The organism is Streptomyces sp. NPDC057287, from assembly GCF_042667905.1.
Lineage (GTDB): Bacteria > Actinomycetota > Actinomycetes > Streptomycetales > Streptomycetaceae > Streptomyces.
Genome location: NZ_JBHUYV010000028.1, coordinates 19,815 through 46,133, shown reverse-complemented (window position 1 = coordinate 46,133; position 26,319 = coordinate 19,815). Strand labels below are relative to the sequence as shown.

Sequence of the window (26,319 nt, the reverse complement as noted above, 5' to 3'; positions counted from 1 at the left end):
GCGGGAGGTCCCGTCCTCCCGCCGCACCCGGCACGCACAAGCTCCGCCGAGGTCACACCTCCCGGCGCACCGTGAGCATCCGGCTCACGTACTCCCCGGCCTGCAGCTCCGCCGCGAGACCGTGCGCGGCGAGCGCCGCCCCGGTGCGGACGGTGTCGGCCGGGAGCGTCCCGCTGTCGTCGTCGACGTGGTAGTCGGCCCCAGGGTCGAGCCCGCGCAGCCGCAGCCGGGGAACGGGCACCCCGCCCGCCGGCCCCACCCGCCACTGCAGGACGACGGACTCAGCACCGTCCCGCGCCACGTACTGAACGGCGTGCGACACGTCTCCCGGCGAGCCGAGCCGGTACTGGTCACCGTGCTGGACCGTCTCCCGCACCGCCTTGTACCGCGCGACGAAAGCCGCCGCCTCGTCGAGCTCGTCCGCCGACCAGCGGGTGAGGTCGCCACCCACGCCGAGCACCCCGGCCATCGCGCTGTGGAAGCGGAAACCGAGCGGCACGGACCGCCGGGTGAACGGGTTCGGGCTGTCGGTGACCCACGCCCCCATCACCTGTGCGGGATACACCTGCGAGAAACCGTGCTGAATGGCAAGCCGGTCCACCGCGTCGGTGTTGTCCGACACCCATGCCTGGTCCGTCCGGGCCAGGCTCGCCAGGTCGACCCGCCCGCCGCCGCCCGAGCACGCCTCGATCCGCAGTGCGGGACGCGCGGCCCGCAGCCGGTCGAGGACCCGCTGGGTGCCGAGCGCGTGCTCCACGAAGACCCGCCGGGCGTCCGTCCGGCCGCCGGTCGAACCCGCCTCCGTGAGGGACCGGTTGAAGTCCCATTTCAGGAAGTCGACGTCGAACGCGTCGACCGTCCGTACCAGCCACTCAAACGCCCACTCGGCGACCTCGGGCCGCGAAAAGTCGAGGACCAGCTGGTTGCGCAGGGTGTGCGCGGTCCGGTCGGGCAGGTGCAGCACCCACTCCGGCCGGGTGCGGAACAACTCGCTTTCGGGGTTGACCATTTCGGGCTCGACCCACAGCCCGAACCGCATCCCCAGGCCGTGCACGTGGTCGGCCAGCGGCCGCAGCCCGTCGGGGAACGCACCGGGCCTCGCCGTCCAGTCGCCGAGCCCCGCCCGGTCGCTGTCGCGCGCCCCGAACCACCCGTCGTCCACGACGAACATCTCCGCGCCGATCCGCGCGGCCAGATCGGCCAAGTCCCGCTGGTTGTCGAAGGTGACGCCGAAGGCCGTCGCCTCCCAGGAGTTGTAGAGGACCGGCCGCAACTCGTCGGCCGCAGGCAGGACAGTGGCACGCGTGTACGCGTGCCACTCCCGCGATGCCCCGCCGAAGCCACCCGCCCCGTACTGCCCGGCGCTGACCGGCGTCGTCCACGTCTCGCCCGGGGCGAGGGCGAGTTCGACTCCCTCGTGCCCGCTGCCGGTGAGCACACTGCACCGGCCCTCCGCCGACCGCACCACCGTCGTCCACCAACTCCCGGACGTGGCGAGCGCGACGGTCCACACCTCGCCGCTCTCCTCGGTGGCGTCGCCGCCGTCGAGGGTCACCCAGGGGTTGCACTGGTGGCTGGTGTGCCCGCGCCGGCTGCTCCACGTCGTCTCGCCCACGGAGAGCGGCGTCCTCCGCAGCTGGAACTCACCAATCCAGCGGCCGTGCACGGAGCCGGCCCGGTACTCCGGGAGCACCGGCAGGTTCCACTGGGCGGCCGCCTGCCGCACCAGCGTCAGCGGCTGCTCGCCGTGCCCCCCGGCGTGCCGGAGCTCCGTCCAGCGCTCGATGACCGCGCGGTCCCGGCGCACCCGGTAGTGCAGCCGCCACCCCAGCGGCCGCCCGGTGTCACGCAGGCTGACAGTCAGTTCCGCTCCCTCGGCGTCCTCCTGGACGTCGTAACCGTCCACTACCGGCTCGACCGAGCCCGTACCGTCCGCGTACCGCACGTCGAGGGCGGGCGGCGCGAATCGCACCTGGCCGTCGACGGCCAGCTCCTCCGTCCCGTCGAGCGGCGAGTGGAAACTGTTCCCCTCGGCGTCCGGCTCGAACGCGGCCACCGCGTCGGCGAGGGTGAGCGGCCCGCCCCAGTGCAGCGTGCGGACGGTGCCGGCCCCGGTGTCGACGCGCAGCGCGTAGGCGGTGGGGCCCGCGTGCAGGAGGACGGTCCCCGAGGGGCGGTCGGTCTCGATCAGCGGCATCAGCTGCCCTCCCCGTAATTCGCGGCGTGCTCGCCGTGAGCCACCGGGGCCTCCCGTACGACGACGACGTCACCGGCCGGGACGGTCACCGACCCCGTGAGCTCCGAACCGTCGATCCGGGTGCACCCGCCCCCGACGGGGACGACCGCCTCGGCGTCGGTGTGGTTGACGAGGAAGAGGTACCCGCGGTCACCTGCGGCACGCCGAACGGCCTCGACCCCCGGCGGAACCTCTGCCACCGCCGCCACCCCGGCTTCCCGGCACGCCTCGCCGAGCAGCGCCCGCAACGCCGGCGCGGGGAGCGCCGTCGCCGCGTACCAGCCGGCCCCGCCGCCGTAGGCGTGCCGGGTGACCGCCGGACCGCCGCGCGCCGGACCGCCCTCGGGCCCCTCGGCGAACCGCAGCCGGGCGGTGCAGCCGCGCGACTCGACGCGCTCGGTCCACACCGCCGCGCGCGAACCGTCGGAGAGGAGCGCCGACTCGCCCACCCGCAGCGGCAGGTACTCGTCGACGACGAGCCCGAGCAGTTCGCGGAACGCGCCGGGGTGACCCCCGCCACGGATCCGGTCGTTGACGTCGACCGCCCCGCTGAACGGGCCGATCACCGCGTGCCCGCCGCCGCGCACGAACGCGTGCAGGGACTCCGCGTCGGCGTCCGTCACTAGGTACTGCGAGGGAGCGAGGACGATCTCGTACGGGGTGAGGTCCGCGTCCGGCGCGATGAGGTCGCATGTGATAGCGAGGTCCCACAGGGCCCCGTACCAGTCGCGGACCGCGTCCAGGTACCGCAGCCGCTCCGAGGGGCGCGCCTCCAGCTCGAGCGCCCACCAGGCGTGCCAGTCGAAGAGCAGCGCGACCCGCGCGGCCACCCGGGTGCCGCGCACCTCCGACAGCTCCGCAAGCTCGGCGCCGAGCGCGGTGACCTCGCCCCAGGTCCGGGTCTCGGTGCCTCCGTGCGGCAGCATCGCGGAGTGCCACTTCTCGGCGCCCGCGCGGGACTGCCGCCACTGGAAGAACATGATGCCGTCGGCGCCGCGCGCCAGGTGGGTGAGGCTGTTGCGGCGCATCTCGCCGGGCGCCTTCGGCACGTTGACCGGCTGCCAGTTGACCGCCGACGTCGAGTGCTCCATGAGTACCCACGGCCGTCCGCCGGCCATGCCCCGCGCCAAGTCGGCGTTGAGCGCCAGGTCGACGTGGTTGCCCGGATCGGCCGAGACCAGGTAGTGGTCGACGGAGACGATGTCGGACTCGCGGGCGAAGGCGTGCCCGTCGACCTTCTTCTCCAGGGTGCCGAGCAGGTTGGTCGTCAGCGGGATGCCGGGGCCCAGCTCGCGCAGAAGCGCGCTCTCGGCCCGGTGCCTGGCGAGCAGCGCGTCGGAGGAGAAGCGCCGGTAGTCCAGTTCCTGGCCGGGGTTGCGGAACGCGGTGGTCTCGCTCGGCGGGTCGATCTCCGACCATTCGCCGTAGCGCTGCCCCCAGAAGTCCGTGCCCCACACCTCGTTGACCCGGTCCAGGGAGGTGTACCGCTCGCGCAGCCACTCCCGGAACGCCGCCCCGCTGGTCCCGCAGTAGCAGAGCGCGTTGTGGTTGCCCCACTCGTTGTGGACGTGCCACATGACTACGGCTGGGTGGTCGGCGTACCGGCTCGCCAGCGCGGTCACCATCGCGTCGGACGCCCGCGCGTACGCCTGGCTGCTCGGGCAGAACGCCTGCCGGCTGCCGTGGGTGAGCCGGGTGCCGGCCGCGTTCTGCGGGCCCGCATCGGGGTGAGCCTTGCTGAACCACGGCGGGGGAGCGGCAGTCGGCGTCGCAAGGTCGACGGCGATGTCGCCCGCGTGCAGCAGGTCGAGGACGGTGTCGAGCAGCCTCCAGTCGTACACCCCGGGGCGGGGCTCCAGGCGGGACCAGGAGAACACCCCGACGGTGACGAGGTTGACCCCCGCCTCCCGCATCAGCCGCACGTCCTCGGGCCAGACGTCGGCCGGCCACTGCTCGGGGTTGTAGTCGCCACCGTAGGCGATCCCGCCGAGCCGGTCGGTGAGAGCGCCCAGCGGGTCCGTGCCGTCCGCGATGCGTGTCGTGCCCGTCATGACTTCACTGCCCCTGCGGCAAGACCCGCGCGCCAGTAGCGTTGGAGCAGCAGGAACGTGATCACGATCGGCACCACCGACACCAGCGCGCCGACCAGGGTCAGCGTCTGCAGATCGGGCGCCCGGCTGGTCTGCGACTGCCAGGTGAACAGGCCGAGGGTGACCGGGTAGAGACGCTCGTCCTGGAGCATGATCAGCGGCAGCAGGAAGTTGTTCCAGATGACGACGAACTGGAACAGGAAGACGGTCACCAGGGCCGGAGACATCATCCGCAGCGCGATCGACCAGAAGATCGTCCACTCGCCGGCGCCGTCGATCCGGGCGGCCTCGATGACCTCCTCAGGGATGGACGCCACGGCGAAGATCCGCGACAGGTACACCCCGAACGGACTGACGATGCTGGGCAGGAACACCGACCAGAACGAATTGGTCGCATCCACCTCGGCGAACAGCAGGAACAGCGGTAGCGCGAGCGCCGTCGCGGGCACCAGCACACCGCCCAGGACGACGGAGAAGACCGCCTCGCGGCCCTTGAACGCATAGACGGCGAGAGCGTATCCGGCCATCGCGGCGAGCAGGGTGCCCACGGCCGCGCCGAGCCCGGCGTACAGCAGGCTGTTGCCCAGCCAGCGCGGGTAGATCCCGTCCTGCTGGCTGAACAGCGCGCTCAGGTTTTCGCCCAGGTGCCATTCGGCCGGCAGCAGTCCCGGCGTGGTGACCAGGTCGCCCTGGCTCTTCGTCGACGACACGATCAGCCAGTACACCGGCAGCAGCATGTATCCGGCGACCAGCGCCATGAAGACGAACGCCGGCACGGCCGCCAGGTTCCGGCCGCGCTTCGGGCCGTTCGGCGCGGGAGCGTGCGCCCCCTCGGTACGGGTCAGGAGAGTCACTTCTGCCCCCTGGCAGTGAGGCGGAGGAACAGGAAGGACAGCACGAACGTCGCCACTGCGAGCAGCACCGACAGGGCCGCCGCCTCGCTGTAGCGGTCGGCTGCGGCCAGCGAGTACGCCGCCAGGTTCGGCGTGTACGTGCTGGTCACGCTGGTGGAGATGGCGCGGAACACCTGCGGCTCGGTGAACAGCTGGAAGGTCCCGATGAGCGAGAACACCCCTGTGAGCACCATTGCGGGCCGGATGATCGGCACCTTGATCCGCAGCGCGATCGTCCACGCGCCGGCCCCGTCCACCCGCGCCGCCTCGGAGAGGTCGGCGGGCACGGCCTGGAGCGCCGCGTACATGATCAGCATGTTGTAGCCGGTGTACGTCCAGGTCACGACGTTGCCGATGGAGAACAGGATCGCGCCGGGCCCGAGCAGGTCGACGTCCACGCTCACCGAGCCGAGCAGGTCGACGATCGGCGACAGCCGCGGGTCGTACAGGAACGCCCACATCAGGGCGGCGACGACGCCGGGGATGCCGTACGGCACGAAGTAGACCAGGCGGAAGAACCGCTTGAGGCGGCTGACCGCGGAGTCGAGCAGCAGGGCTAGGGCCAGGGCGAGCGCCAGCATCACCGGGATCTGCACGAGGGCGAAGAGCAACACCCGCAGCAGGCTGTCGGTGAAGAACGGCTCGGACATGACATCGCCGTACTGGCGGAAGCCCGCGAACACCGTCTCGGTGCGGCCGAAGGTACCGCCGACGCGCTCGGTGGCGTGCAGGCTCTGCCAGAACGCGTAGCCCACCGGGACGATCGTGAACAGGACGAACGGGATCAGGAAGGGTGCGAGGAACGCGAGCGGGGCGAGAGTGCGGCGCGGGGCTCTCGCCTTCGGTGCCGTCCGCGCCTGCGGGCCGTGCGCTTCCGGCACGGCTGCGGTGGTGGGGGTGGTCATCACCGGTGACTTTCCTGTCGGTGGACTTTCGGGACGAGTGACCTACGGGCCGCTCCGCCGCCGCCGGGGGAGCGGGGCGGTGGGGCGGCCGTCCGTGGGCTACTCCTTGACGTCCAGCGACTGCTTGCGCAGCGAGTCGGCGCTCTGGGAGTCGGCGTCCTTCAGCACGTCACCGAGTGTCGAGCCCCCGCCGGTGGCCTTCGCGGTGCCGTCACTGATGAAGCGGTAGGTGTCCGTCATCGTCGGACCCCAGGTGAAGTCGGTGTCTACGTTCGCCGACGCCTGGGCGAACACGTCGAAGATCGGCTGCTTGCCGTAGAAGTTGACCGGCTGCTTCAGCGCGTCCAGCTCCAGGCCGGACTTGGCCGCCGCGTACAGGCCGCCCTCCTTGTTCAGGATCTCCAGCGCCTTCGCGTCCGAGTTCAGCCACAGTGCGAACTTCGCCGCCTCGGCCGGGTGCTTGCTGCCCTTGAGGACGGCCGTGGTCGAACCGCCCCAGTTGCCGGCCTGGTTCTGGCCCTTCTCCCACTGAGGCATGGGCGCCACGGCCCACTTGCCTGCGGTCGACTTCGCGTTGTCGCGGATCGTGCTGTAACCCCAGGCCGCACTGATCCAGGTGACGACCTCGCCGTCGTTCCACGCCTTGTACAGCGCGGGCGAGAAGCCCTGCAGGTCCGTCGCGACCAGCTTCTCGTCGATCAGCTTCTGCCAGTAGTCGGCCACCTGCCGGTTCTCGGGCCGGTCCACGCTGACCTTCCAGGTGTCGCCGTCCCGCTCGAACATGGAGCCCTTGTTCTGCCACAGCAGACCGGTGAACCAGTTCGGGTCCGTCTGTGAGAAGTGGGTAATGTACTGGCCCTTCTTCGCCGCCTTGATCTTCTTGGCGGCGGCCTCGTACTCCTCCCACGTCGTCGGCGCGGCGAGGCCCAGCTTGTCGAAGACGTCCTTGCGGTAGAACAGCGCCATCGGCCCGGTGTCCTGCGGAACCGCCCACACGCCGTCCTTGCCGTCCGCCCCGAAGTCGACCTGCGACCAGGTCCAGTCGACGAAGTCGCCCTTGGCGTCGGTGACGCCGGCGCACTTCGATATGTCGGTCAGGCCGTTCTTGAGGCGGAAGCTCGCCAGCGAGTCGTACTCGATCTGGCCGAGGTCGGGGGCCTTGTCCGCCTTCAGTGCGTTCGACATGTTCTGGTACGTGCCCGCGTTGCCGGCCGGGGTCGTCTTCACCTTGACCTGGATCTTCGGGTTCTCCGCGTTCCACACGTCCACGGCCTTCTGCATGCCGGGCACCCACGACCAGTAGTCCAGCGTCACCTTGCCCGACGCGGGCCTGCACGCCGCCGCCCCGCCGGCCGCGTCCGTGCTGTCGTCCGAGTCGCCCCCACCGCACGCCGTCAGCACGGTCATTGAGAGCACCACCCCTCCGACCAGGCCGCGCCGTACGAACGACGTGCGAGGGATGACAGTGCCGCGCTTGCGAAGTGCCATGAGGGTGCTCCCGGAGCCGAGGGTCGTCGCACCTTCGTTGGGGCGACGGCGGCTACCTTCACAACAGAGATCAACAGAAGTCAACAGTTCTAGCGAATCCGGGTGTGTGACGCGACCGTTTCGTGATGCGCGGATGCGGCGATGGCGGGTGGGGGAAGGGGGCTTGACCTGCGAGAACTTAGGTGCCGGGTGTGGAGTCGGTGGTAGCGAGAAGATTGCGTAATCGATTACGTGCGAGGTGGCGTTTTCACTCTGCCCGGCGCCGACACCCCTCCCCGCCCGGCCGGCGAGAAGCGGAAGAAAAATCAGCCTCGGCCCACAAGCAGCGGCAGCCCGGTCGGCGCTCGAGGCCGCCAGGCGCAACCCGGTATCCGCGGCCGAGCCGCGAACGGGGGGTTCGAGGGCAGAGCCCCCGCTCAGACGGTGCCGCGCGGGACGAACTCCGCGCGGACGTGCACCGTGCGCCGCGCGACCCGCCCGTCCAACCGCTCGATCAGCAGCCGCGCCGCCGCCCGCCCGACATCCGCGGCCGGGTACCTGACCGTGGTCAACCGCGGCCGCACCAACGACGCGAACGACGCGTCATCGTGCCCGACGAGCGCGACGTCCCCCGGGACGTCGATCCCCAGGGTCTCCGCCCGCCCCATTGCCCCCACCGCGACCACGTCATTCGCACAGAACACCGCGTCCGGCCGGTGTTTCATCCCCATCAGCTTCCCGAAGCCCACCGCCCCCGCCTCCCGCGTGTGCTCACCCCGCACGACGAGCCGCCCCGGCAGGGACACCCCGAACTGCACGGCGAGCGTCCGAAGCAGCTCCAGCCGCGGATCGCCCCCGGTCGCGTCCCGCGGCCCGGCGATCATCGCTATGCGCCGCCGCCCCGCCTTCGTGACCTCCGTCATCGCCGCCCGCATCGCTGCGCGCGCGTCCGGCGTCACCAGGTCGGCGTCGCCGAACGGCACGTCCGCGCTGACCACGACCGGAATGCCCACCTCTGACAGCGGCAGGAAGTCCTTCGCCGCCAACCGGAACGGGGTGATCACCACCCCCGCGAACCGCTGCTGCACCGCCTCCCGCAGGAACGCGCGCTCCTCGTCGCGGTCGGCGCGCGTATCGCACACCATGACGTGCAGGCCGAGCGGCCGCAGCTCCACCTGTATCGACGCGGCGAGTTGCGCGTAGAACGGGTTCGCCAGGTCCGGTACGACGAGCGCGACTATGCTCGACCGCCCGGTCCGCAGACTCCGCGCCACCGTGTTGACGCTGAATCCCAGCTCCGCGATCGCGGCCTCCACGATCCGTCGCGTCTCCTCCGCGACCGGCCGCTTCCCCGACAGCACGTAACTCACCGTCGCCGACGACACCCCCGCCGCCCGGGCCACGTCCGCCATGGTCACCCGCGCCAACGCACCCACTCCCTCTTGATCGGCACGTCACCCTACTTCACGGCGCGACACCGCAGCTCAGGCCCGCAGGGCGGAGAGCCGTGAACCGTCTCGCAGCCATCGCGTCGGCGGAGCGCCTGTCGCCGCGCGCCTCCCTCGCACGTCGGCCGGAACCCTCCTGCATCCGTGCGCGCCCGAAGCGCCCACCCTGGTCACGGCATGAACGGTGCTCCACAGGCACCCGCGCGAGGACGAGCAGGCCCCAGGCGCAGAGGCCGATGGTCAGGAGTGCAAGCAGGAGCGTCGAGGTGCCGTCGAGGAGGGCCGGCGCGCTCACCACGGCGGCCAAGCCCGCGCCCGCGATCCTGGGCATGGAGTGCCTGACGGCCTGCCTCTCATTCTCCGTCCGGGCGGCGAGCTTCGCGGCCCGCTCCTCCTCGGCCCCGCTCAGGTTGGCGCGCAGGTCCCGTTTCGGTCGGGAGGGCCACGGCGCACAGCTCGATCACCGCCGCGGCGGTCGGCGTCCGGGAGCGCACCGTGTCCTCGGTGATCGTCTCCGCGGCGAGCCCGCGGGCCGGCGGGCCGGCGGGCCGGCGGGCCGGCCGGCCGAGGCCCCCACCGTCGGGGTCGAGCGCGGTTTCGGCGAGCAGAGCGGTGACGTCCCTGACCGCGGTGTTCGCGGGCTCACTCACCTCGGCTGTCGCGCTGCCCGTGCCGTGGGTGATGAACGCATTCATCTGCGCCTCGCGGGCGCGCATCTCCGCCCCCTCCGGGGCGAGCCGGTCGAGATGCCGGATGCCCTCCGTGCGCCGCCCGGCCTCCGCGTCGGAGAATTCCTTCCGGAGATGCGCGAGGACGCCGCCGGCTTGACTGTGGCGTGCTCCCAGCCTTTCCGCAGCGCCTCCCAGTCGTCGTCCTGCACCACGCCGGATAGTCGAGGCCATCGGCGGGCGGGGAGCCGTGCGGTGTGACGGCGCAGATACGGCTCCCAGCGCTCCAGGTTCGCCCGGGGCCTCCGCGTTCCAGCAGTCCACGGTCCGGCGGGCCGAGTGCCCCTCCGGCGCGTCGCACAGGACGCCGGACTCCCGTTCCGCCAATTGGGGTTCGAACCCGGCGAAATAGTCGTCCGTCCAGTCGCGGGCCGCGGTTCCGTTTCCCACCCGCGCGGAGGCGAGCGCCAGGAAGAGGCGGGCCTTATCGGGGCTCAACGCCTTCGCCGCCCGCTCGGCCGCTTGACGCCAGGAGTGGTTCTCCATGAGGCTGGCCGCGACGGGGTTCAGGGCGTGGGGCAGCGAGAAGTCCGGATCGAACGCGGCTCGCTTCCCGACGACTTGGCTCAGGTAGCGCATCCCGGCACGCGCACGCCCGCCCCGGACGCTCCGCCCTCGTTCCCTGGCACCTTCCGGCACGGTGCGCAAGAGCGCCTTCCGTTCCGGAGAACCGTGCGATGCAGTGGGGTCAGATGCGCCAGGAGCGGATGCGGTCCGCGGTGTCGTAGACATCGGTGCGGCGGGCGCGGACGTCGGCGACGAGGCCGGAGAGGACACCGTAGGGCGCGTCGATGCAGCACCTCGGCCTGGATCTCCAGGAGCCAGGGCATGTCGACATACAGATCCAAGACCACCGCACCGCACCTGCGGCACGGTGGTCGTTGTTGTGCGGGCTCTCGGCGGGAGGGGCGTCCGGCCCTCCCTGCACGGGGCGGGAGGGGCTCAGGGCTAAATGCTCTCCAGGAGGAGCTGGGAGCCGGCCGTGATGAGGCCGGGGACCATGAAGTCGAGTTTCACGGTGCGGGTGGCGCCGGCCGCGAGGGTATAGGTGCCGATGGTGTCGCGGGGGACGGTGGGGCGGACGTAGACGGTCTGGAGCTGGGGGGCCGCGTCGTCGACGGAGACGGCCATCGCGCCGTTCCAGGTGTTGCCTGGGACGTCGGTGGAGCCGGTGACGTTGGAGCCGAAGGCCAGGCGGGCGGTGCGCGATGCCGAGGACGGGTTGTGCAGGGCGAGTTCGATCGCGTAGCGCGCGCCGTAGTTGCCCCAGCTGCGCTGGGAGGAGTCGCGGAGCGCGGCGGTGGCCGGGACGGTCTGGTCGAGCGCGGCGACCTGGCGGACGGTGGTGTTGAGTGCGAGTCCGAGGTGCCTTCCAGCGGTGGGGACGTCGACGGTGGTGACACCGGTGGTCCAGCGCGAGCCGCCGTAGACGCCGGCCTCGCGGCCGTAAGTAGTGTCCGTCTGGCCGATGATGTTGCCGGTGGCGGCGTTGCTGTCGTTCTGCGTGTAGTTGATCGCCGTGTTCAGGTTCCCGTCACGGGTGACCACGGTGTAGGTGTACACGCCGCCGCTGGCGGTGATCTCCAGGAGCCCGTCAAGGATGGAGCCGGTCATCTGGATCCGCGCTGCCTGCACCACCTTCGTCGCGCCGACGGAGGTGGGGGAGAGGTACGTGCGCAGGTTGCCCGAGGCCCAGTCGGCGGAGACGGCGTAGCAGGGGCCGGTGCCGGCGCGCGCGCCCGGGTCCTGGACGAGTGGTTTGTCGGCGTTCGTCCAGGCGGAGCCGTTGGCGCTCACCGTCACCGCGGAGCTGCCCGGGTTGGAGACCAGGACGTGCAGGTAGGCCGTGTCGCCGGTGCTGTTCTGGTGGTACAGGTACAGCGGGAACGTGCCCGAGAGGGCGCGGGCTGCGCCACCCCGGTTCGAGGTCGTGCGGGCGTGCTGCATCAGCCAGCCGGGGCCGGTGACGGTCTCCGGGTTGTTGGAGACCACGAGTTCGGGGCCGACCATCGAGCCGGGCAACTGCCGCAGCAGCTCCCGCGCGACGGTGGGGCCGGGGGCCGTCGGGGTGCCCGCGGTCCACTGGCTCTCACTGATGGTGGTCGCCGTCGCAGCGCGACGCGCCAATTGGTTCGTACCTGATGCGGCCAGGGCTTCCGCGGTGGTACGGGCCGTGACCACGGCGGCGATGGCGGCGGGAGCGGTGAGCAGCAGACGGCGCCGGCTGGGGAGATGAGACATCGCGCGGTGTTCCCTTCGTTGGGTACAGCGGGGTGACGGCGCACATCAAGCCATGTGAGGGCCGGTGCTGGCAAGGCCTGCGGAGTCGGTTCCGCTGCTTCCCGGCGAACTGCCCGGGCCATGGAGCAAGGGCTCCGGGAGAAAGATCCGGTGAACCTCTTGACGCGGAACCGAACCCTCAGCAAACTCATGCCCGTCAAGTGGTACGGACCACTTGCTCCGACTGCGCGGCATGCCGTCGCAGGCCTCTCTCCGTTCTCCGGCTGGTGTCCGGAACTTTCCTAGGAGCGTCATGCCCTCCAGCAGAGGCACCCGTCTCGCGTCCGTCGCCGTCGCCCTCGGCGTCCTCACCACCGCCTGCGGCCTGGGCGGTTCCCCGGACAGCGGTTCCGACACGCAGGCCGCGAACAAGCCCGGCGCCGCCCTCCAGGGCACCGTCCGCTTCGAGACGCTCCAGCTGAAGCCGACCTTCACGAAGTACATCGAGGGCGTCATCGCGTCCTACGAGAAGAAGCACCCGGACGTCCACGTCGAGTGGGTCGACGTGCCCTTCGAGGGCGCCCAGGAGAAGATGACGGCCAACGCGGTCGCCGGCACCATGGCCGACGTCGTCAACCTCAACCCGCAGTTCGCCCAGGCGCTCGAGGCCAAGGGCCTGTTCGTCGACATGGACAAGACGGCGAAGGACGTCAAGGCCGACTACATCCCGGGCGCCTGGGACGCGTTCACCGTGCCCGGCAAGGAGGGGTCCTTCGGCATCCCGTGGTACCTCACCTCCGAGGTCACCATGTACAACAAGGAACAGTTCAAGAAGTCCGGCCTCGACGCGGAGAAGCCGCCGGCCACCTTCGACGAGCTGCTCGCCGCGGGCGAGAAGCTGTCCGAGGCGGGCAAGGGCAAGGCCTACGGTCTCCACCCGGCGCTGGAGAACCGCTTCATCGCCGACCTCGCCAAGCAGGGTGTGCCGCTGCTCGACGAGTCCGGCAAGAAGTGGACCTTCAACACGCCCGAGGCGGCGGCCTACCTCGGCAAGCTCGCCGAGGCGTACAGGAAGGGCGTGTTCTCCAAGGACTCGCTCACGCAGAACCACAGCAAGGCGACCGAGGCGTACCAGGCCGGTCAGATCGGCGTCCTGCCGTCGGGGCCGAACTTCCTGACGATCATCAAGGAAAACGCGCCGAAGATCGCCGAGGCGACGGGGGTCGGCCCGCAGATCACCGGGTCGACGGGGGCGACGAACATGTCCGTCATGGGGCTGCTCGTGCCGAAGTCGAGCAAGAACCAGGCGGCGGCGGTGTCGTTCGCGTCGTACATGGCGAACGCGGAGAACCAGCTGGCGTTCTCGAAGATCGTGACGGTGCTGCCGTCGGTCTCCGACGCGCTGAAGGACCCGTACTTCACCGAGGCGGGTGACGGGTCCGCGGAGGCGCAGGCGCGGATGATCTCGGCGGAGCAGATCGCGAACGGGAAGAACCTGGTTCCGGTGCAGTACGACGAGCGCGTCACCAGGACGGTCGTCGCCAAGGTGCAGCTGGCTCTGCAGGGGAAGCTCGCCCCGCAGAAGGCGCTCGACCAGGCCGTCGAGGCGGCCAACCAGATCACTGGCTGACGCGGTGAGGAGCCCTCGTCCCCGCAAAGGGGCGGGGGCTCCGCGAAGGCCTTGAACGGCCGACGACGTGAGACTCGCGGCTCCGCCGCGGGTACCGGCATCCGGCCGGCAGGCATCAGACGCCGGCCGGACCGAAGTCCTCGGCCGCGACGACGTTCCACCCCCTACCCCCTGGAGGACCCGTGACCGGCCGGCGCTGGTATGCCCCCTGGCTGTTCCTCGCCCCCGCGCTCGTCATCGCGGTGACGTTCTTCATCGTCCCGTTCAGCAACACGGTCGTGCTGTCGTTCACGGACGCCAGCACGCTCGGTGGAGGGCAGTTCACCGGCCTCGCGAACTACGAACGACTGCTCGGGGACGCCGACTTCTGGCTCTCGGTGCGGAACACCGCGCTGTATGTCGTGGTGGTGGTGCCGCTGATGGTGGTGCTGCCGCTGCTGGTCGCCGTGCTGGTGCAGAAGCGGATCGCGGGGGTCGGGTTCTTCCGGGCGGTGTTCTACTCGCCGGTCGTGGCGTCGATGGTGGTGGCGGGACTGATCTGGTCGTGGCTGCTGTCGAGTGACGGTCTGGTGAACTCGCTGCTGCGGGGGCTGCACGTGGTGTCCGAGCCGGTCCCGTTCCTGACGGACTCGACGCTGCTGCTGTTCAGCGCGATGGCGATGACGGTGTGGAAGGGCCTCGGGTACTACATGGTGGTGTACCTCGCCGCGCTGGCGAACGTGCCGAGGTCTCTCCTGGAGGCCGCGGAGGTCGACGGGGCGGGTGCGGTGCGCCGGTTCATGAGTGTGACCGTGCCGCTGCTGCGGCCGACGATGGTGCTGGTGGCAACGCTGTCGGCGATCGCGTCGGCGAAGGTGTTCGCGGAGGTCTACACCCTCAGTGACGGCAGCGCGGGACCGGGCGGGGAGGCCCGCACGATCGTCTACACGATCCGCGAGGCAGGCCTCGGGCTGAGCGGGGAGGCGGGGTACGCCTCCGCGATGAGCCTGGCGCTCTTCCTCGGCACGCTGGGTCTGTCCGTGTTCGTCACCCGTCTCAACTCCCGGGAGCAGCAGGCATGAGCGCGCCCACAACCAATCCGCCGACCATCGAAGCCCGTTCCGTGGCGAAGGCCGCGAACCGGCCGCCTGCTCCGGTCGCACCCAGGCCCCGTGCGCTCAGGCTGCGCGCCGCGGGCGGCAAGGGTGTCCGATACGTCCTGCTGCTGCTCGTACTCGTCGTCACCGTCGGCCCGTTCCTCTGGCAGCTGTCGACGTCGCTGAAGGGGGCCGGAGAGAGCGTATTCGGATATCCGCCGCAACTGCTGCCGGCCAATCCGACGCTCGACCATTACGCGAAGGCCGCGGACACCGTCCCGGTATTCTCCTACGCGTTCAACTCGCTTCTCGTGGCCATAGGCTGCGCGACGACGAACTGCCTGTTCGGGTCGCTGGCCGGGTACGCGCTGGCCCGGATGGAGTTCCGGGGGCGAAAGATCGCGTTCGGGGTCTTCCTGGCGACGATGATCATCCCCTTCGAGTCCATCATGGTCTCGGAGTTCCTGATGATGCGGTCGCTGCGGCTCAACGACACCCTCGTAGGGGTGATGCTGCCGATGGCCGCGACCGGGCTCTCGATCCTGCTGTTCCGCAACGCGTTCCTCGGGCTGCCGAAGGAGCTCGAGGAGGCGGCGACCCTGGACGGCGCGGGGGAGTGGCAGCGGTACTGGCGAATCGCGCTGCCGTCGGTGAAGGGGACGACCGCGGTCGTCGCGATCTTCAGCTTCGTCTTCGCGTGGGACGACTTCCTGTGGCCGCTGATCGTGCTCAACGACTCGGCCAACTACACGCTGACCGTGGGCATCCAGTACCTGTCCGGCACGTTCACCAATGACCAGCGGGTCGTGGCGGCGGGCACCATGATTGCGGTGGTTCCGCTGCTGTTTCTCTTCTTCACGCTGCAGCGGTACTTCTTCCGAGGCGTGGGCGAAGGGGCGGTCAAGGGATGAACAGTGGCACGGGGACCAGTAGCGGGGTCGCCCCGACAGGTGCTTCGGGAGTGGGCGCGCCCGCCGAGCGCGAGCCCAAGCACGAGGCGCTGCGCACCGCGCTCACCGCGCTGATCGACGGCGGGCTCGCCCCGCACGAGGCGTTGCCGAGCGAACGCGACCTGATGCAGCGCTACTCGGTGAGCCGGATGACGGTGCGGCGCGCCGTCGAGCGGCTCACCCAGGAGGGGCGCGTCTACCGGGTGCAGGGCGCGGGCACGTTCGTCGCCGACCCGGCCACCATCAGCAAGTCGCTGCACCTCACCTCGTTCTCCGAGGACATCCGCAGCCGGCGCATGGTCCCCGATAGCCGGCTCCTCGTCCTGGAGCGCACCGAGGCCGACCTCGAGTGTGCCCGCGACCTGTTCCTCGCCCCCGGCACCCCTATCGTCCACCTGGAGCGGCTGCGTACGGCGGACGACGAGCCGATGTGCCTGGAGAACGTCTGGCTGCCGGAGGCGCTCGTCCCCGGACTCGTCGAGCACGGCGAACCGGAAAGCCTGTACGGCTGGCTGGAGCGAGCCGGTGCCGCGCCCGAGACCGCGGACCAGACGATCCGCGCCACGGTCGTCGCCTCGCGCGAGGCCGCGCTGCTCGGCGTGCCGCCGCAGTTCCCCGCGCTGCTCGTCGAGCGCGTCACCCGGGACATCCGCGGGCGGGCCGTCGAGCGGGCGGTCAGCCTCTACCGGGCGGACCGCTACGACTACCGCCTCACGATCAGCCGGGAGCGCCGCGGATGACCGGCCGAACGACGCCTTCCGACGCAGCGACCGCACCCACCCTGTCCGCCTCAGGGCTGCGCCAGGCTGGCGGCCCCGGCCTGCGGCTGGGGGTCGACATCGGGGGGACGAAGACGGCCGTTGCCGTCTTCGGCGAGGGCGACGTGGTGCTCGCCCGGGCGATGGCCCCGACCCCGGCGGCCCAGGGGGCGGCAGCCGTCGTCGCCGGCGTCCTCGAACTCGCCGGGCGGGTCCTCACCGAGCCGGCCGCGGGCACGGGGCGGCTGACCGGGATCGGCGTCGGCACGGCGGGGGTCGTCGCGCCGGACGGGCGGACCATCGCCTCCGCGACGGACGCGCTGCCGGGGTGGGCGGGGACGCCGCTCGCCGCGCTCCTGGAGGAGGCGCTCTCGGCGCCGGCGGTGCTGATCGGTGATGTCCAGGCCTTCCTGGCGGGGGAGTTGGTCGCGGGGGCCGCCCGGGGGGCTCGCGGCGCGGTCGCCGTCATGGCCGGTACGGGGATCGGTGGCGCGGTCGCCGTCGACGGGGTAGTTGTACGGGGCGGAAACGGCGCGGCGGGGCACCTCGGCCATGTGCCGGTCGCCGCGGCGGAGGGGCTCCGGTGTCCGTGCGGGGCGCTGGGGCACGTGGAGGCGGTCGCCTCCGGGCCGGCGATGGCGTCCCTCGCGGGAGCGGCCGATCTGCGGGTGGTCGCCGCGGCGGCGGCTGACGGGTCCGTCGAGGCGCGTGACGTCCTGCGGCGTGGTGGTGCCGCGCTCGGTGACGCGCTCGCCGGTGTCGTCGGCACGCTCGATCCCGACGTCGTCGTCCTCGCCGGCGGCGTCCTCCATGCGGGCCCCTGGTACGAGGAGGCGCTTCGGGCGTCCCTCGGCGCGCATGTGCTCCCGCTGTTGCGGGCCGTCCCCGTCGTGCGCGCGGCACTCGGCTCCGACACGGTGCTCCTGGGCGCGGTATCGCTCGCTCCGCGGGGGCCTTAGCCGAGATGAACGCCTCCTCCCGCCGGCCTAGCTGTATGGACCCGCGCGCAGAGCAGTTGGTCTGAACACACCGCCCCATCCGAAAGCCGAGGCATCTCACCGTGCACACCATCGCTCTCCTCCCCCTCGACGACCGCCCCGCCTGCTCCCGGCTCCCCACCCAGATTGCCGCCGTCGCCGGCGCGACGTCCCTCGTGCCGCCGGCCGCGCTGATGCCGCGGCTACGGGAGCCGGGGGACGCGGGCGCGCTCGGGGAGTGGCTGCGGACGGCGGCGAAGAGCGCGGACGCTGCCGTGGTGAGTCTGGAGACGTTGGGGCACGGCGGCCTGATCGCTTCGCGGACGCGGGCGACAACGGTGGCCGAGGTGTCGGCCCGCTGGGAGGTGCTGCGGGAGATCGCTGCGCCCGTGCACGCGGTCACGCTGATCACGCGGACGCCGGACTCGCCGGACGCGATGGAGGAGCCGCCGTACTGGGACCCGCACGGCCCCGCGCTGCACCGGCTGTCTGCGGCGCTGCACCGTGCGGAGGAGTGGGGCGAGCCGGACGGCCTGCGGGGGGCCAGGGAGGCCGTGCCGGCGGAGATCCGGGCGGACTTCGCGCGCCGGCGGCTGCGGAACCACGCGCTGAACCTGACCGCGCTGGAATTCGCCGCGGAGGGGGTCCTGGAGAGCCTCGTGGTCGGGGCGGACGACACCGCCCCGTGGGCCATCGCGACGGCAGAGCTGCGGCAACTCGGTTTCTGGCGATCCCGGTTGGAGGTCGACGCGCGGGTCGCTGTGCGGCCGGGCGCGGACGAGGCGACGTCGACGCTGGTGGCCCGCACGCTCCTCGGCCTGCTCGGCGCCGGATCCGTGAGCATACGGATCGAGGCGGTGGACCCGGGCGGGCTCGACCGAGTGGCGCCGTACGAGAACATCCCCGTGGGCCGGACGGCGGCGGGGCAGGTGGAGGCGTGCGGTGCGACGGTCCACGAGGGGCCCGACGCGGACCTGGTCCTCCTCGTGCACACCCCGGACGGCGACGGCGACTGGGCGGCTGGCCCGCCGACCCGGCGCTCTGCGACGGCGGCGCGTGGCGCGCGGGCGGTGGCGGACCTGGCAGCCGGGCACCTCCGGGCGGGTCGCGCGGTCGCCGTGGCGGACTGCGCCCAGCCCAATGGGGCGGACCCACTCCTGGCCGACGCCCTGATCCGGACGGGGGCGGCCCACCGGCTCACCGCGTACGCGGGTTGGAACACGGCTGGCAACACGCTCGGCACGGTTGTCGCCCACGCGGTGACCGCCGTGGCCGCGCGGCGCGCCGGGCGGTTCGACGAGCGCGCCCATCTGGACCTGCTCGCGCACCGTTTCGTCGAGGACCACGGCTACATGACGCAGGTGCGCGCCGAGATCCGCGCCGAGCTCGGCAGTGTTCCCGGACGACACGACCACGTCCCCGAGGACCACCCGATCCGCGCCCGGTTGGCCACCGCGCTCGACGCGTACGCCCGGCGACTCCCCGGCTTCCAGGCCCGTGTCGAGCCCGGCTCCGTCCACCTGCCCTGGCACCGCACGTTCGAGACCGACTTCGACGTCCGCACCGCCGCCCCCGTCCACCGGCCCGTTGAGGAGCCCACCGCATGAGCACGACCGTCCCCGCCCTCCTCGCCGACGTCGCCGTCGTCGGATCCGGCCTCGGGGCCGTCGCCGCAGCTCTCGCGGCCGCGCGGGCCGGCCGCCGGGTGGTGCTCGCCGCCCGGTTCGACCGCCTCGGCGGCCAGGCGACGACGCAGCTGGTTCCGGCGCTCGACGAGCACCCGCACGTCGAGACCGGCGGAGTGTCCGCGTCATACCAGGCGTTCCGCGACCTGGTCCGCGCGCGGTACGACGGGGTCGCCAACCCAGGTGGCGGCTGGGTGAGCCGGCTCTGCTTCGAACCGTCCGCCGCCGAGGAGGCGATCGGGGAACTGCTCGCCCCGCACGTCGCCGAGGGGCGGCTCACGGTGCTCCGGGGCCGGGTTCCGGTCGAGGCGCGGCGGGAGGGCGGGCGGCTGGCGTCCGTGCGGCTGCGCGGGCGGTACGTCCCGGACACCGACCTCATCGCTGAGGTGTTCTGCGACGCCACCGAGGCCGGCGACCTGCTGCCCCTCGCCGGCGCGCCCTGGGTCGTCGGCTCCGAGGGCCGCGACGCGTACGGCGAGCCGCTGGCCCTGGCCGGCGGGCCGCAGCCGGGCGCCGTGCAGTCCTGCACGGTCGGTTTCGTCGTGGAGCACGATCCGGCCGCGGACGCCCACCCGGTGACGGACCCCGCCCCCGAAGGCTACGAACGCTGGCGCGACACCCAGCCGTTCACACTGGAGATCGCCGGATGGGACGACCGCGAGCACCGCTACCGAATGTTCGAGCACGGCCCCGACGGCCACCTGCCGTTCTGGACCTACCGCCGGCTGCGCCAAGGCGCGGTCCTCGGCGGCCGGGACGCCGCACTGATCAACTGGGCGGGCAACGACTACGCCGACCGCTCGTCGATCGACCACCCGGAAGAGGCGTACGCGCAGGCCAAGCGGCTGTCCGCGGCTTTCCTGCACTGGCTGCGCACCGAGTGTCCGCGCGACGACGGCAACGGCCTGGGCTACCCCGGTCTGCGGCTCGCCCCGGATGTCGCGGGCACTGCCGACGGCTACGCCGAGGAGCCCTACCTGCGCGAGTCCCGCCGGCTGCGGACCGCCGACCCCATCCGCCAGCAGGACCTGGAGCCGGTGCCCGGCCTCGTCCGGGCGGCGAACCGCCCGGACGCCGGCGGGCTCGCGATGTACCACATGGACCTGCACAGCCGGATCGGCCACCCAGCGAGCGCCTATGCGCTCACCGCCCCTTTCCAGGTGCCGCTCTCGTCGCTGGTCGCCGCCGAGCCCGGCAACCTGCTCGCCGCGGCGAAGAACCTCGCCGCCACCCAGGTCGCCGCGTCCGCCTACCGGGTGCACCAAGGCGAGTGGGCCGTCGGCGAGGCGGCCGGCGCGCTGGCCGCACAGTCCTGCGCCCGCTCGCTCGCACCGATCGAGGTCGTCAGCAACCGCCGCGAACTGACGCTCCTTCAGGTGCGGTTGGTGGGCGACGGGGTGCCTATCGCCTGGGCCCTCGACGTCCCGCCCGGCGACCCGCGCTTCGTCGCTGTCCAGCTGCTTGCCGCCGCCGGAGCGCTGCGCGGCCGCCGCGCCGCCGAACTCGACATCAAGCCACAGGAGTCGGCGGACGCCGCGGAGCGGCAGGCGCTGCACGACGCGGCAGCGCGTCTGCTGGGCGAGCCGGGATCCGTGTTCGAGGACCTCAACCCGACCACCTGGCAGATGAGTTGGGGCGACCTCGCCGTCGCCCTGGTGCAGCGCGTCCTGGACCAGGCCGCTCACTCCGCCGGTGGTACCCGTGTCTGACAGCGCCACCACCGCACCCCCGACCGCTACCACCGAAAGGGACCCGGTGTCACCCACCCGAGCCCCCCGTCCCGCCCGGACCACCGCCGCACTGCACGAGCTGGCCGGATCGCTGATCGTCTCCTGCCAGGCCCTGCCCGGCGAGGCCCTGCACGGGTCGGAGATCATGGCCCGGATGGCGCGCGCCGCCGTCGAGGGCGGGGCCGCCGCCGTCCGCATCAACTCCCCCGAGGACGTCGACGCCGTCCGCCAGGCGGTCGCCGTCCCCGTGATCGGCCTCTGGAAGGACGGCGAGACGGGCGTCTACATCACGCCGACGCTCGCGCACGCCAGACGGGTCGCGGAGGCGGGCGCGGACCTCGTCGCGCTCGACGCGACCGCCCGCCCCCGCGGCGACGGACTGACGCTCGCCGAGACGATCGACGCCCTGCACCGGCTCGGGATCGGGGTCCTCGCCGACGTCTCCACGCACGAGGAGGGGCTGGCCGCCGAGGCCGCGGGCGCGGACGCGGTGGCCACCACCCTCTCCGGGTACACCGGACACACCGCCGCCACGCCGAGGAGCCCCGACTTCGCGCTGATCGCCTCGCTCGCCCCCGCCCTCACCGTCCCGCTGATTGCCGAGGGCCGCATCAGCACCCCCTGCGAGGCCGCGCGGGCCCTCTCCCTGGGTGCGCACGCCGTCGTCGTCGGCGGGGCGATCACCCGCCCCACCTCCATCACCCAGCGTTTCGCCGCCGACATACGTCGGCAGTCTGCCCGTTCGGCGGCCGCCCACCCTGCACAGGAGCCCACCGCATGACCACCGCCCCCGAGTGCCACGTCGTCACCCACGTCCACTGGGACCGCGAGTGGTACCGCCCGTTCGAGTCCTTCCGCGCCCGGCTCGTCGAGCTGGCGAGCCGCGTCTGCGAGGAGTTGGACGACGGCCGCATGAAGGCCTTCCACCTGGACGGCCAGACCATCGTCCTCGCGGACGTCGAGGCGCTGCGCCCCGACCTCGCCGAGCGGTTGCGAGCCCATGCCCGAGCCGGCCGGCTCACCCTCGGCCCGTGGCACGTACTCGCCGACAACCAGCTGGTCTCCGGCGAGAACCTGATCCGCAACCTGCTCACCGCACGCCGCCACGCGTCGGTGACGGGCAGGCTGGCCGGCGTCGGCTACTCGCCCGACGCCTTCGGGCACCCCGCCGACCTGCCTCGCCTGCTTAACGGCTTCGGCATGGACACCGCCCTGATCTGGCGCGGCGCCCCCGACGGCGTCGCGCGCTTCCGCTGGCGCTCGCCCGACGGCTCCGAGGTCTTCGCCGTCAACCAGGGCTACCACGGCGCCGAGGTCCTCTGGCCGGACGCCGCCGCCGAGGCCAAGGACGACTCCACCGCCTACGCCGGCACGGCCACCGACGACGCCTCCACGGCCGCCACCCGGCTCGGCGACTACCTTGCAGGCGAGCACAAGCGGCTTCCCGAAGGCCCCTGGCTGCTGATGAACGGCGGCGACCACCTTGCCCCCAGCGGCCCCGGCGCCCGTATCCGCGACGCCGCTTCCGGCGCGGAGGCCACCGGGGCGGCGCTGCGAGAGAGCACCCTGGAGGACTTTTTCGCCGTGGCCCGCACAGCGGCCGACACCCGCGCCGCGCACGGCGAGCCGCTGCCGCTCGTCGAGGGCGAACTGCGTGAGCCCGCCGGGTACCTCACGTTTATCCTCGCCGGCACCCTCTCCGCCCGCACCTACCTCAAGCAGGCCAACGCCGCCGCCCAGAACCTCCTGGAGCGCTGGGCCGAGCCCGCCCTCGCCCTGCACGCCCCTGACGACCGCACCCTGCGCGCGGACCTCGACCACGCCTGGGAGCTGCTGCTCCGCAACGCCCCGCACGACTCGCTGTGCGGGTGCAGTGTGGACGAGGTGCACCGCGAGAACGCAGTGCGCTACGAGCGGGTCCGGCAGCTCGGCGAGCACATCGTCAGCCGCGCCCTGCTCGCCTCCGGGCTCGACGTGCGCGCGTACGGCGACCCGGCGCGCGAGCACGCCGAGATCGCCGTCCTCAACCCGCACGCGGACAGCGCCGGCGGCCCGCTCACCGTCGAACTGCTCACCGCGCTCGACCGCCACCCGGTCGCGCTCACTGCCCCGGACGGCACGCCCGTTCCCTTCGAGGCCGAGGCCCTGGGCGCCGAAACCGCCTTCGAGGCCGACCTCGACCTGCTGCCCGACTCCCGTCCCGCCCTGCGCCACCGGCTGCACCTCACCGCACCGGCCGTCGCGGGCCTCGGCCGCACGGTCCTGCGCGTCACCCTCGGCGACGCCCCGGCCGCGGAGGCCGACGCCGTGACGGAGCAGGCCCGTTCGATGCCCGCGCCGGGCGGGGGCCTGCTGACCGCCGCCGACGACGCCTCGCTCACCCTGACCCGCGCCGACGGCTCGCGGCTGGCCGGGCTCGGCCTGCTGACCGACGGCGGCGACAGCGGTGACACGTACAACTACGACCCGCCGGTGCACGACCGTACGGTCGTCCCGCGCCTGCTCGACTCCCGCGTCCGCACCTCCGCCGTGCGCACGGTCCTGGAGCTGGACGCCGTCCTCGACCTGCCGGCCGGGCTCACCACCGACCGCACGGGCCGGGCCGAGGAGGCCACGGCCGTCCCGGTCCGGATCGAGGTCACCCACTGGCACGGCGACCCGCTCCTGCGCTGGCACGTCGCGCTCGACAACACCGTCCGCGATCACCGGCTCCGCTTCCACGCGCCCACCGCGCGCGGGGCGGACACCTGGACCGGCGACGCGCAGTGGAGCCTCATCGAGCGCCCGGTGCGCCCCGACCTCGGCCCGCTGCCCACCGAGCGCGGTCACGAGGCCGTCTGCGGCTCCGCGCCCGTCCAGGGGCTCGGCGCGGTCGGGCGCGGCGCGGACCGCACCGCCGTGTTCGCGCCCGGCCTGCCGGAGATGCGCGCGCTGGGCGCCGCGGAGACCGCCTCCGGGGCCGACCAGGAGCTCGTGGTCACCCTGCTGCGGTCCGTCGGCTGGCTCTCCCGGTTCGATCTGTCCAGCCGCACCACCGGGGCCGGGCCGATGCTCCCCACGCCCGAGGCGCAGTGCCAGGGCCCGCAGCGGTTCGACCTCGCGCTCGCCCTGGGTGCCGACGTGGCCACGGACACCCGACTGGCCCACCGGGCAGCCGCGTTCCGCACCCCGCCGCGCGCCTGGCAGCTCCGGCCCGGCACCACCGCCGAGCCCGCCGCCGGGGCGATCCGCGTCGGCGGGGCGCTCCTCGCCGTCCTTAAGCCCGCCGAGGACGGTGACGGGATCGTCCTGCGCCTCACCAACCCGGCCTCCGTCGCGTGCGAGGCGCGGGTCCACGCCCCCGAGGGTGCGCTGCTCACCCCCGTCCGCCTGGACGAGCGGCCGACGGGCGGGGCGACGGTCCGTCAGGGCGCCGTGGCCGGTGTGTGGCCGCTCGCCCCGTTCGCCACGCTGAGTTTTCGTCTGACCGCTTCCGCGTAATCGATTCCGCGCGAGCTGACCGGCGCGAACGGCCAACGAGCCCCCCGTTACGGCGGAGGGGGCTCGGTCGTTCCGCCATGACCGGGGTCATAAACGGGTCGAGTCTACGCGCGGAGAAATAGACATGCGGCCAAATCGGGCGACCTCCGTGCAGGGGGCTACTCGCCGGTACGCGAGCCTGCTAGAAGTGACCCGCACCACAGTGCAACCTTCCCGTAACACCACTCCCCGACAACGGATTGGGGTTGATCGGCATGCCCTGGCGAAGAATCGTCCTCTCCGCGACCACCGCGCTCGCCGTCGCCCAGCCGGCCGCGGCCGCAGGCGACAACTACGTGGCCCTCGGCGACTCGTACTCCTCGGGCGTCGGTGCGGGCAGCTACTACTCCGACAGCGGTGACTGCCGCCGGAGCAGCGTGGCGTACCCCGCGCTGTGGGCCGCGCACAACGCGCCCGCCTCCTTCGCCTTCAAGGCGTGCTCCGGTGCGACCACCGGGACCGTCCGCAGCGGTCAGCTCAGCGCGCTGAGCGGCGCGACCACGCTCGTCAGCGTCACCGCCGGCGGCAACGACGTGGGCTTCGCCGACGTCAAGCAGACCTGCGTCCTGCAGAGCGAGGCCACCTGCGTCTCCGCCGTGAACACCGCGATCGGCAAGATGAATGGGACGCTCCCCGGCAGCCTCAGCGGCCTCTACGGTGACATCCGCAGCCGCGCCTCCCGCGCCCAGGTCGTCGTCCTCGGCTACCCCCGCTTCTACAAGCTCAGCGGCAACTGCATCGTCGGCCTCACCGAGAACGAGCGTGCCGCGATCAACCGCGGCTCCGACACCCTCAACAGCGTCCTCGCCAAGGCGGCGGCCAGCGCGGGCTTCACCAGCGTCGTCGACGAGTTCACCAACCACGAGATGCCGGTGGACTGTCGGCCGACCTGGTGACCACGGACGACGACGCAGCGGTCCAGGACGGCTTTGCAGGGCGGTGAAGCTGAGCTCGTTGGCCCCGGCCGCCACTTCCGCGAGATCCCATGGGACACTCGGGCGCCCACCGTTGATCCGGCCGGTGCTGTTGCATTCACAGGCACAGCCGCGACTTGAATGCACTCGCCACGGGTCGGAGAAGCCACCCGGAACCGCGTCCTGGCGGTGGTGGTCCAGGACGGCGAGCTCGCCGTCGCCGGCCGGGAGGCTGCGGGCGGCGTCTTCGGCGCCGCCTCCACCGTCCAGGCCGTCCTGCCCTTCATGCGGGAACGGTGCCGCGGGCACATCCTGGCCGTTACCTCCATGGGGGGCCTGGCGAGCTTTCCCGGCGTCTCCGCCTACTGCGGCAGCAAGTACGCCCTCGAAGGCATCCTCGAAGCCGTCGGCAAGGAAGTCGCCCCCTTCGGCATCCGTGTCACCGCAATCGAGCCCGGTTCCTTCCGCACCGACTGGGCAGGGCGCTCCATGATCCGCGTCCCGCGCACCCTCCCCGACTACGACACCCTGTTCGAGCCCATCCGCGCCGCCCGTCACCAGGCCAGCGGCCGGCAGTTCGGCGACCCGGCCCGGGCGGCGGCCGCCGTTCTGCGCATCCTCGGCACATCGAATCCGCCCGCCCACCTCGTCCTCGGCTCCGACGCACTGCGCCTGATCCGCGCCGGACGCGACGCCGTCGACCATGATTTGAACACCTGGGAAGACCTCGCCCGCTCCACCGACTTTCCCCAGGACAACGACCCGAGCCGGTAGACGGCCCCGCGCGAAGCCGGCCGGCCCGCCACAACGACAGTCCCGACAACGGACGGGGGCCGGGGCTGTCACCTGACACAAGTCCGCTATGGAGCGGTCGGATCTGCACACCTGTCACGGTGGCCAACGTCCGATCCGGCCTGTCGTCACGCAGTCTGACGAGCGAGACGCGGCGACGACTGGCCCTTTCCGGATCCACCGGTGAAGGGACGGTTGGGCCGGCTCAGGTCACCGGTGGTGCGGGCCAGGGCTCCGTGGGAGATGTGTACGTCGGCGTCGACGATCAGTTCCACGGTGGGGCCGGGCAGACCGGCGTCAG

General features: G+C 72.3%; 20 protein-coding genes and 1 pseudogene. 11 read left to right on the top strand and 10 right to left on the bottom strand.

What is annotated here, in order from left to right; translation table 11 throughout:
* Nucleotides 1-52: 52 nt before the first annotated feature.
* The 10 genes from ACFUNE_RS35645 to ACFUNE_RS35600 form a co-directional block, all read right to left on the bottom strand.
* Entirely contained in the window at nt 53-2,197 is a 2,145-nt protein-coding gene (locus ACFUNE_RS35645; protein ID WP_383576787.1) for an alpha-galactosidase, read from the bottom strand.
* Entirely contained in the window at nt 2,197-4,287 is a 2,091-nt protein-coding gene (locus ACFUNE_RS35640; protein WP_383576785.1) for a beta-galactosidase, read from the bottom strand. Before ACFUNE_RS35640 ends, ACFUNE_RS35645 begins: the two co-directional genes overlap by 1 nt.
* A complete protein-coding gene (locus tag ACFUNE_RS35635) occupies nt 4,284-5,180 on the bottom strand; it encodes a carbohydrate ABC transporter permease (RefSeq protein ID WP_383576783.1) in 897 nt (298 codons plus the stop codon). The genes ACFUNE_RS35640 and ACFUNE_RS35635 overlap by 4 nt, the downstream gene beginning before the upstream one ends.
* A complete protein-coding gene (locus ACFUNE_RS35630; protein WP_383576781.1) occupies nt 5,177-6,124 on the bottom strand; it encodes a carbohydrate ABC transporter permease in 948 nt (315 codons plus the stop codon). Before ACFUNE_RS35630 ends, ACFUNE_RS35635 begins: the two co-directional genes overlap by 4 nt.
* A 99-nt stretch (nt 6,125-6,223) precedes the next feature.
* The gene (locus tag ACFUNE_RS35625; protein WP_383576779.1) at nt 6,224-7,612 is read right to left on the bottom strand and encodes an ABC transporter substrate-binding protein; all 1,389 of its coding nucleotides are present in this window, start codon (nt 7,610-7,612) and stop codon (nt 6,224-6,226) included.
* A 416-nt stretch (nt 7,613-8,028) separates the two neighbouring features.
* Nucleotides 8,029-9,009, bottom strand: coding sequence for a LacI family DNA-binding transcriptional regulator (locus tag ACFUNE_RS35620; RefSeq protein ID WP_383576844.1), 981 nt, complete (start codon nt 9,007-9,009; stop codon nt 8,029-8,031).
* 46 nt (nt 9,010-9,055) lie between these two features.
* Entirely contained in the window at nt 9,056-9,370 is a 315-nt protein-coding gene (locus tag ACFUNE_RS35615) for a hypothetical protein (protein ID WP_383576777.1), read from the bottom strand.
* A gap of 22 nt (nt 9,371-9,392) precedes the next feature.
* Entirely contained in the window at nt 9,393-10,346 is a 954-nt protein-coding gene (locus ACFUNE_RS35610; RefSeq protein WP_383576775.1) for a hypothetical protein, read from the bottom strand.
* A gap of 109 nt (nt 10,347-10,455) precedes the next feature.
* A complete protein-coding gene (locus ACFUNE_RS35605) occupies nt 10,456-10,605 on the bottom strand; it encodes a hypothetical protein (protein WP_383576773.1) in 150 nt (49 codons plus the stop codon).
* A gap of 110 nt (nt 10,606-10,715) precedes the next feature.
* The gene (locus ACFUNE_RS35600) at nt 10,716-12,008 is read right to left on the bottom strand and encodes a DUF3370 family protein (RefSeq protein WP_383576771.1); all 1,293 of its coding nucleotides are present in this window, start codon (nt 12,006-12,008) and stop codon (nt 10,716-10,718) included.
* Nucleotides 12,009-12,300: 292 nt separating this feature from the next.
* Between ACFUNE_RS35600 and ACFUNE_RS35595 the strand changes: the two genes are divergently transcribed.
* From ACFUNE_RS35595 to ACFUNE_RS35545, 11 genes and pseudogenes are all read left to right on the top strand, one after another.
* Nucleotides 12,301-13,617, top strand: a complete 1,317-nt coding sequence (locus ACFUNE_RS35595) for an ABC transporter substrate-binding protein (protein ID WP_383576769.1) — start codon at nt 12,301-12,303, stop codon at nt 13,615-13,617.
* A gap of 182 nt (nt 13,618-13,799) precedes the next feature.
* Nucleotides 13,800-14,678: a carbohydrate ABC transporter permease gene (locus ACFUNE_RS35590; RefSeq protein WP_383576767.1), complete on the top strand. Its 879-nt coding sequence runs from the start codon at nt 13,800-13,802 to the stop codon at nt 14,676-14,678.
* On the top strand, nt 14,675-15,604 hold the full coding sequence (locus tag ACFUNE_RS35585) for a carbohydrate ABC transporter permease (protein ID WP_383576765.1): 930 nt from the start codon (nt 14,675-14,677) through the stop codon (nt 15,602-15,604). Before ACFUNE_RS35590 ends, ACFUNE_RS35585 begins: the two co-directional genes overlap by 4 nt.
* The gene (locus tag ACFUNE_RS35580; RefSeq protein WP_383576763.1) at nt 15,601-16,383 is read left to right on the top strand and encodes a GntR family transcriptional regulator; all 783 of its coding nucleotides are present in this window, start codon (nt 15,601-15,603) and stop codon (nt 16,381-16,383) included. The genes ACFUNE_RS35585 and ACFUNE_RS35580 overlap by 4 nt, the downstream gene beginning before the upstream one ends.
* Nucleotides 16,380-17,360, top strand: coding sequence for an ROK family protein (locus ACFUNE_RS35575; RefSeq protein WP_383576760.1), 981 nt, complete (start codon nt 16,380-16,382; stop codon nt 17,358-17,360). The genes ACFUNE_RS35580 and ACFUNE_RS35575 overlap by 4 nt, the downstream gene beginning before the upstream one ends.
* Before the next feature lie 101 nt (nt 17,361-17,461).
* Nucleotides 17,462-18,985, top strand: a complete 1,524-nt coding sequence (locus ACFUNE_RS35570; protein ID WP_383576758.1) for a DUF4127 family protein — start codon at nt 17,462-17,464, stop codon at nt 18,983-18,985.
* Nucleotides 18,982-20,772 (top strand): FAD-dependent oxidoreductase, encoded by a 1,791-nt coding sequence (locus tag ACFUNE_RS35565; RefSeq protein WP_383576756.1) that lies wholly within the window; start codon nt 18,982-18,984, stop codon nt 20,770-20,772. The genes ACFUNE_RS35570 and ACFUNE_RS35565 overlap by 4 nt, the downstream gene beginning before the upstream one ends.
* Nucleotides 20,773-20,818: 46 nt before the next feature.
* Nucleotides 20,819-21,574: an N-acetylmannosamine-6-phosphate 2-epimerase gene (locus ACFUNE_RS35560; RefSeq protein ID WP_383576754.1), complete on the top strand. Its 756-nt coding sequence runs from the start codon at nt 20,819-20,821 to the stop codon at nt 21,572-21,574.
* Nucleotides 21,571-24,273 carry a hypothetical protein gene (locus ACFUNE_RS35555; protein WP_383576752.1) on the top strand — a complete coding sequence of 901 codons (2,703 nt, stop codon included), beginning with the start codon at nt 21,571-21,573 and terminating at the stop codon, nt 24,271-24,273. The genes ACFUNE_RS35560 and ACFUNE_RS35555 overlap by 4 nt, the downstream gene beginning before the upstream one ends.
* A gap of 254 nt (nt 24,274-24,527) precedes the next feature.
* A complete protein-coding gene (locus ACFUNE_RS35550; protein ID WP_383576750.1) occupies nt 24,528-25,208 on the top strand; it encodes an SGNH/GDSL hydrolase family protein in 681 nt (226 codons plus the stop codon).
* Between the two features lie 258 nt (nt 25,209-25,466).
* Nucleotides 25,467-26,000: pseudogene (locus tag ACFUNE_RS35545) on the top strand (SDR family NAD(P)-dependent oxidoreductase); the annotation flags it as partial.
* Between the last annotated feature and the right edge of the window lie 319 nt (nt 26,001-26,319).

Excerpts from the sequence above, each read along its gene's own strand:
- ACFUNE_RS35645 (WP_383576787.1), bottom strand. The coding sequence starts at position 2,197 with ATGCCGCTGATCGAGACCGACCGCCCCTCGGGGACCGTCCTCCTGCAC.
- ACFUNE_RS35640 (WP_383576785.1), bottom strand. The coding sequence starts at position 4,287 with ATGACGGGCACGACACGCATCGCGGACGGCACGGACCCGCTGGGCGCT.
- ACFUNE_RS35630 (WP_383576781.1), bottom strand. The coding sequence starts at position 6,124 with ATGACCACCCCCACCACCGCAGCCGTGCCGGAAGCGCACGGCCCGCAG.
- ACFUNE_RS35625 (WP_383576779.1), bottom strand. The coding sequence starts at position 7,612 with ATGGCACTTCGCAAGCGCGGCACTGTCATCCCTCGCACGTCGTTCGTA.
- ACFUNE_RS35615 (WP_383576777.1), bottom strand. The coding sequence starts at position 9,370 with ATGCCCAGGATCGCGGGCGCGGGCTTGGCCGCCGTGGTGAGCGCGCCG.
- ACFUNE_RS35610 (WP_383576775.1), bottom strand. The coding sequence starts at position 10,346 with ATGCGCTACCTGAGCCAAGTCGTCGGGAAGCGAGCCGCGTTCGATCCG.
- ACFUNE_RS35605 (WP_383576773.1), bottom strand. The coding sequence starts at position 10,605 with ATGTCGACATGCCCTGGCTCCTGGAGATCCAGGCCGAGGTGCTGCATC.
- ACFUNE_RS35600 (WP_383576771.1), bottom strand. The coding sequence starts at position 12,008 with ATGTCTCATCTCCCCAGCCGGCGCCGTCTGCTGCTCACCGCTCCCGCC.
- ACFUNE_RS35595 (WP_383576769.1), top strand. The coding sequence starts at position 12,301 with ATGCCCTCCAGCAGAGGCACCCGTCTCGCGTCCGTCGCCGTCGCCCTC.
- ACFUNE_RS35585 (WP_383576765.1), top strand. The coding sequence starts at position 14,675 with ATGAGCGCGCCCACAACCAATCCGCCGACCATCGAAGCCCGTTCCGTG.
- ACFUNE_RS35580 (WP_383576763.1), top strand. The coding sequence starts at position 15,601 with ATGAACAGTGGCACGGGGACCAGTAGCGGGGTCGCCCCGACAGGTGCT.
- ACFUNE_RS35575 (WP_383576760.1), top strand. The coding sequence starts at position 16,380 with ATGACCGGCCGAACGACGCCTTCCGACGCAGCGACCGCACCCACCCTG.
- ACFUNE_RS35565 (WP_383576756.1), top strand. The coding sequence starts at position 18,982 with ATGAGCACGACCGTCCCCGCCCTCCTCGCCGACGTCGCCGTCGTCGGA.
- ACFUNE_RS35555 (WP_383576752.1), top strand. The coding sequence starts at position 21,571 with ATGACCACCGCCCCCGAGTGCCACGTCGTCACCCACGTCCACTGGGAC.
- ACFUNE_RS35550 (WP_383576750.1), top strand. The coding sequence starts at position 24,528 with ATGCCCTGGCGAAGAATCGTCCTCTCCGCGACCACCGCGCTCGCCGTC.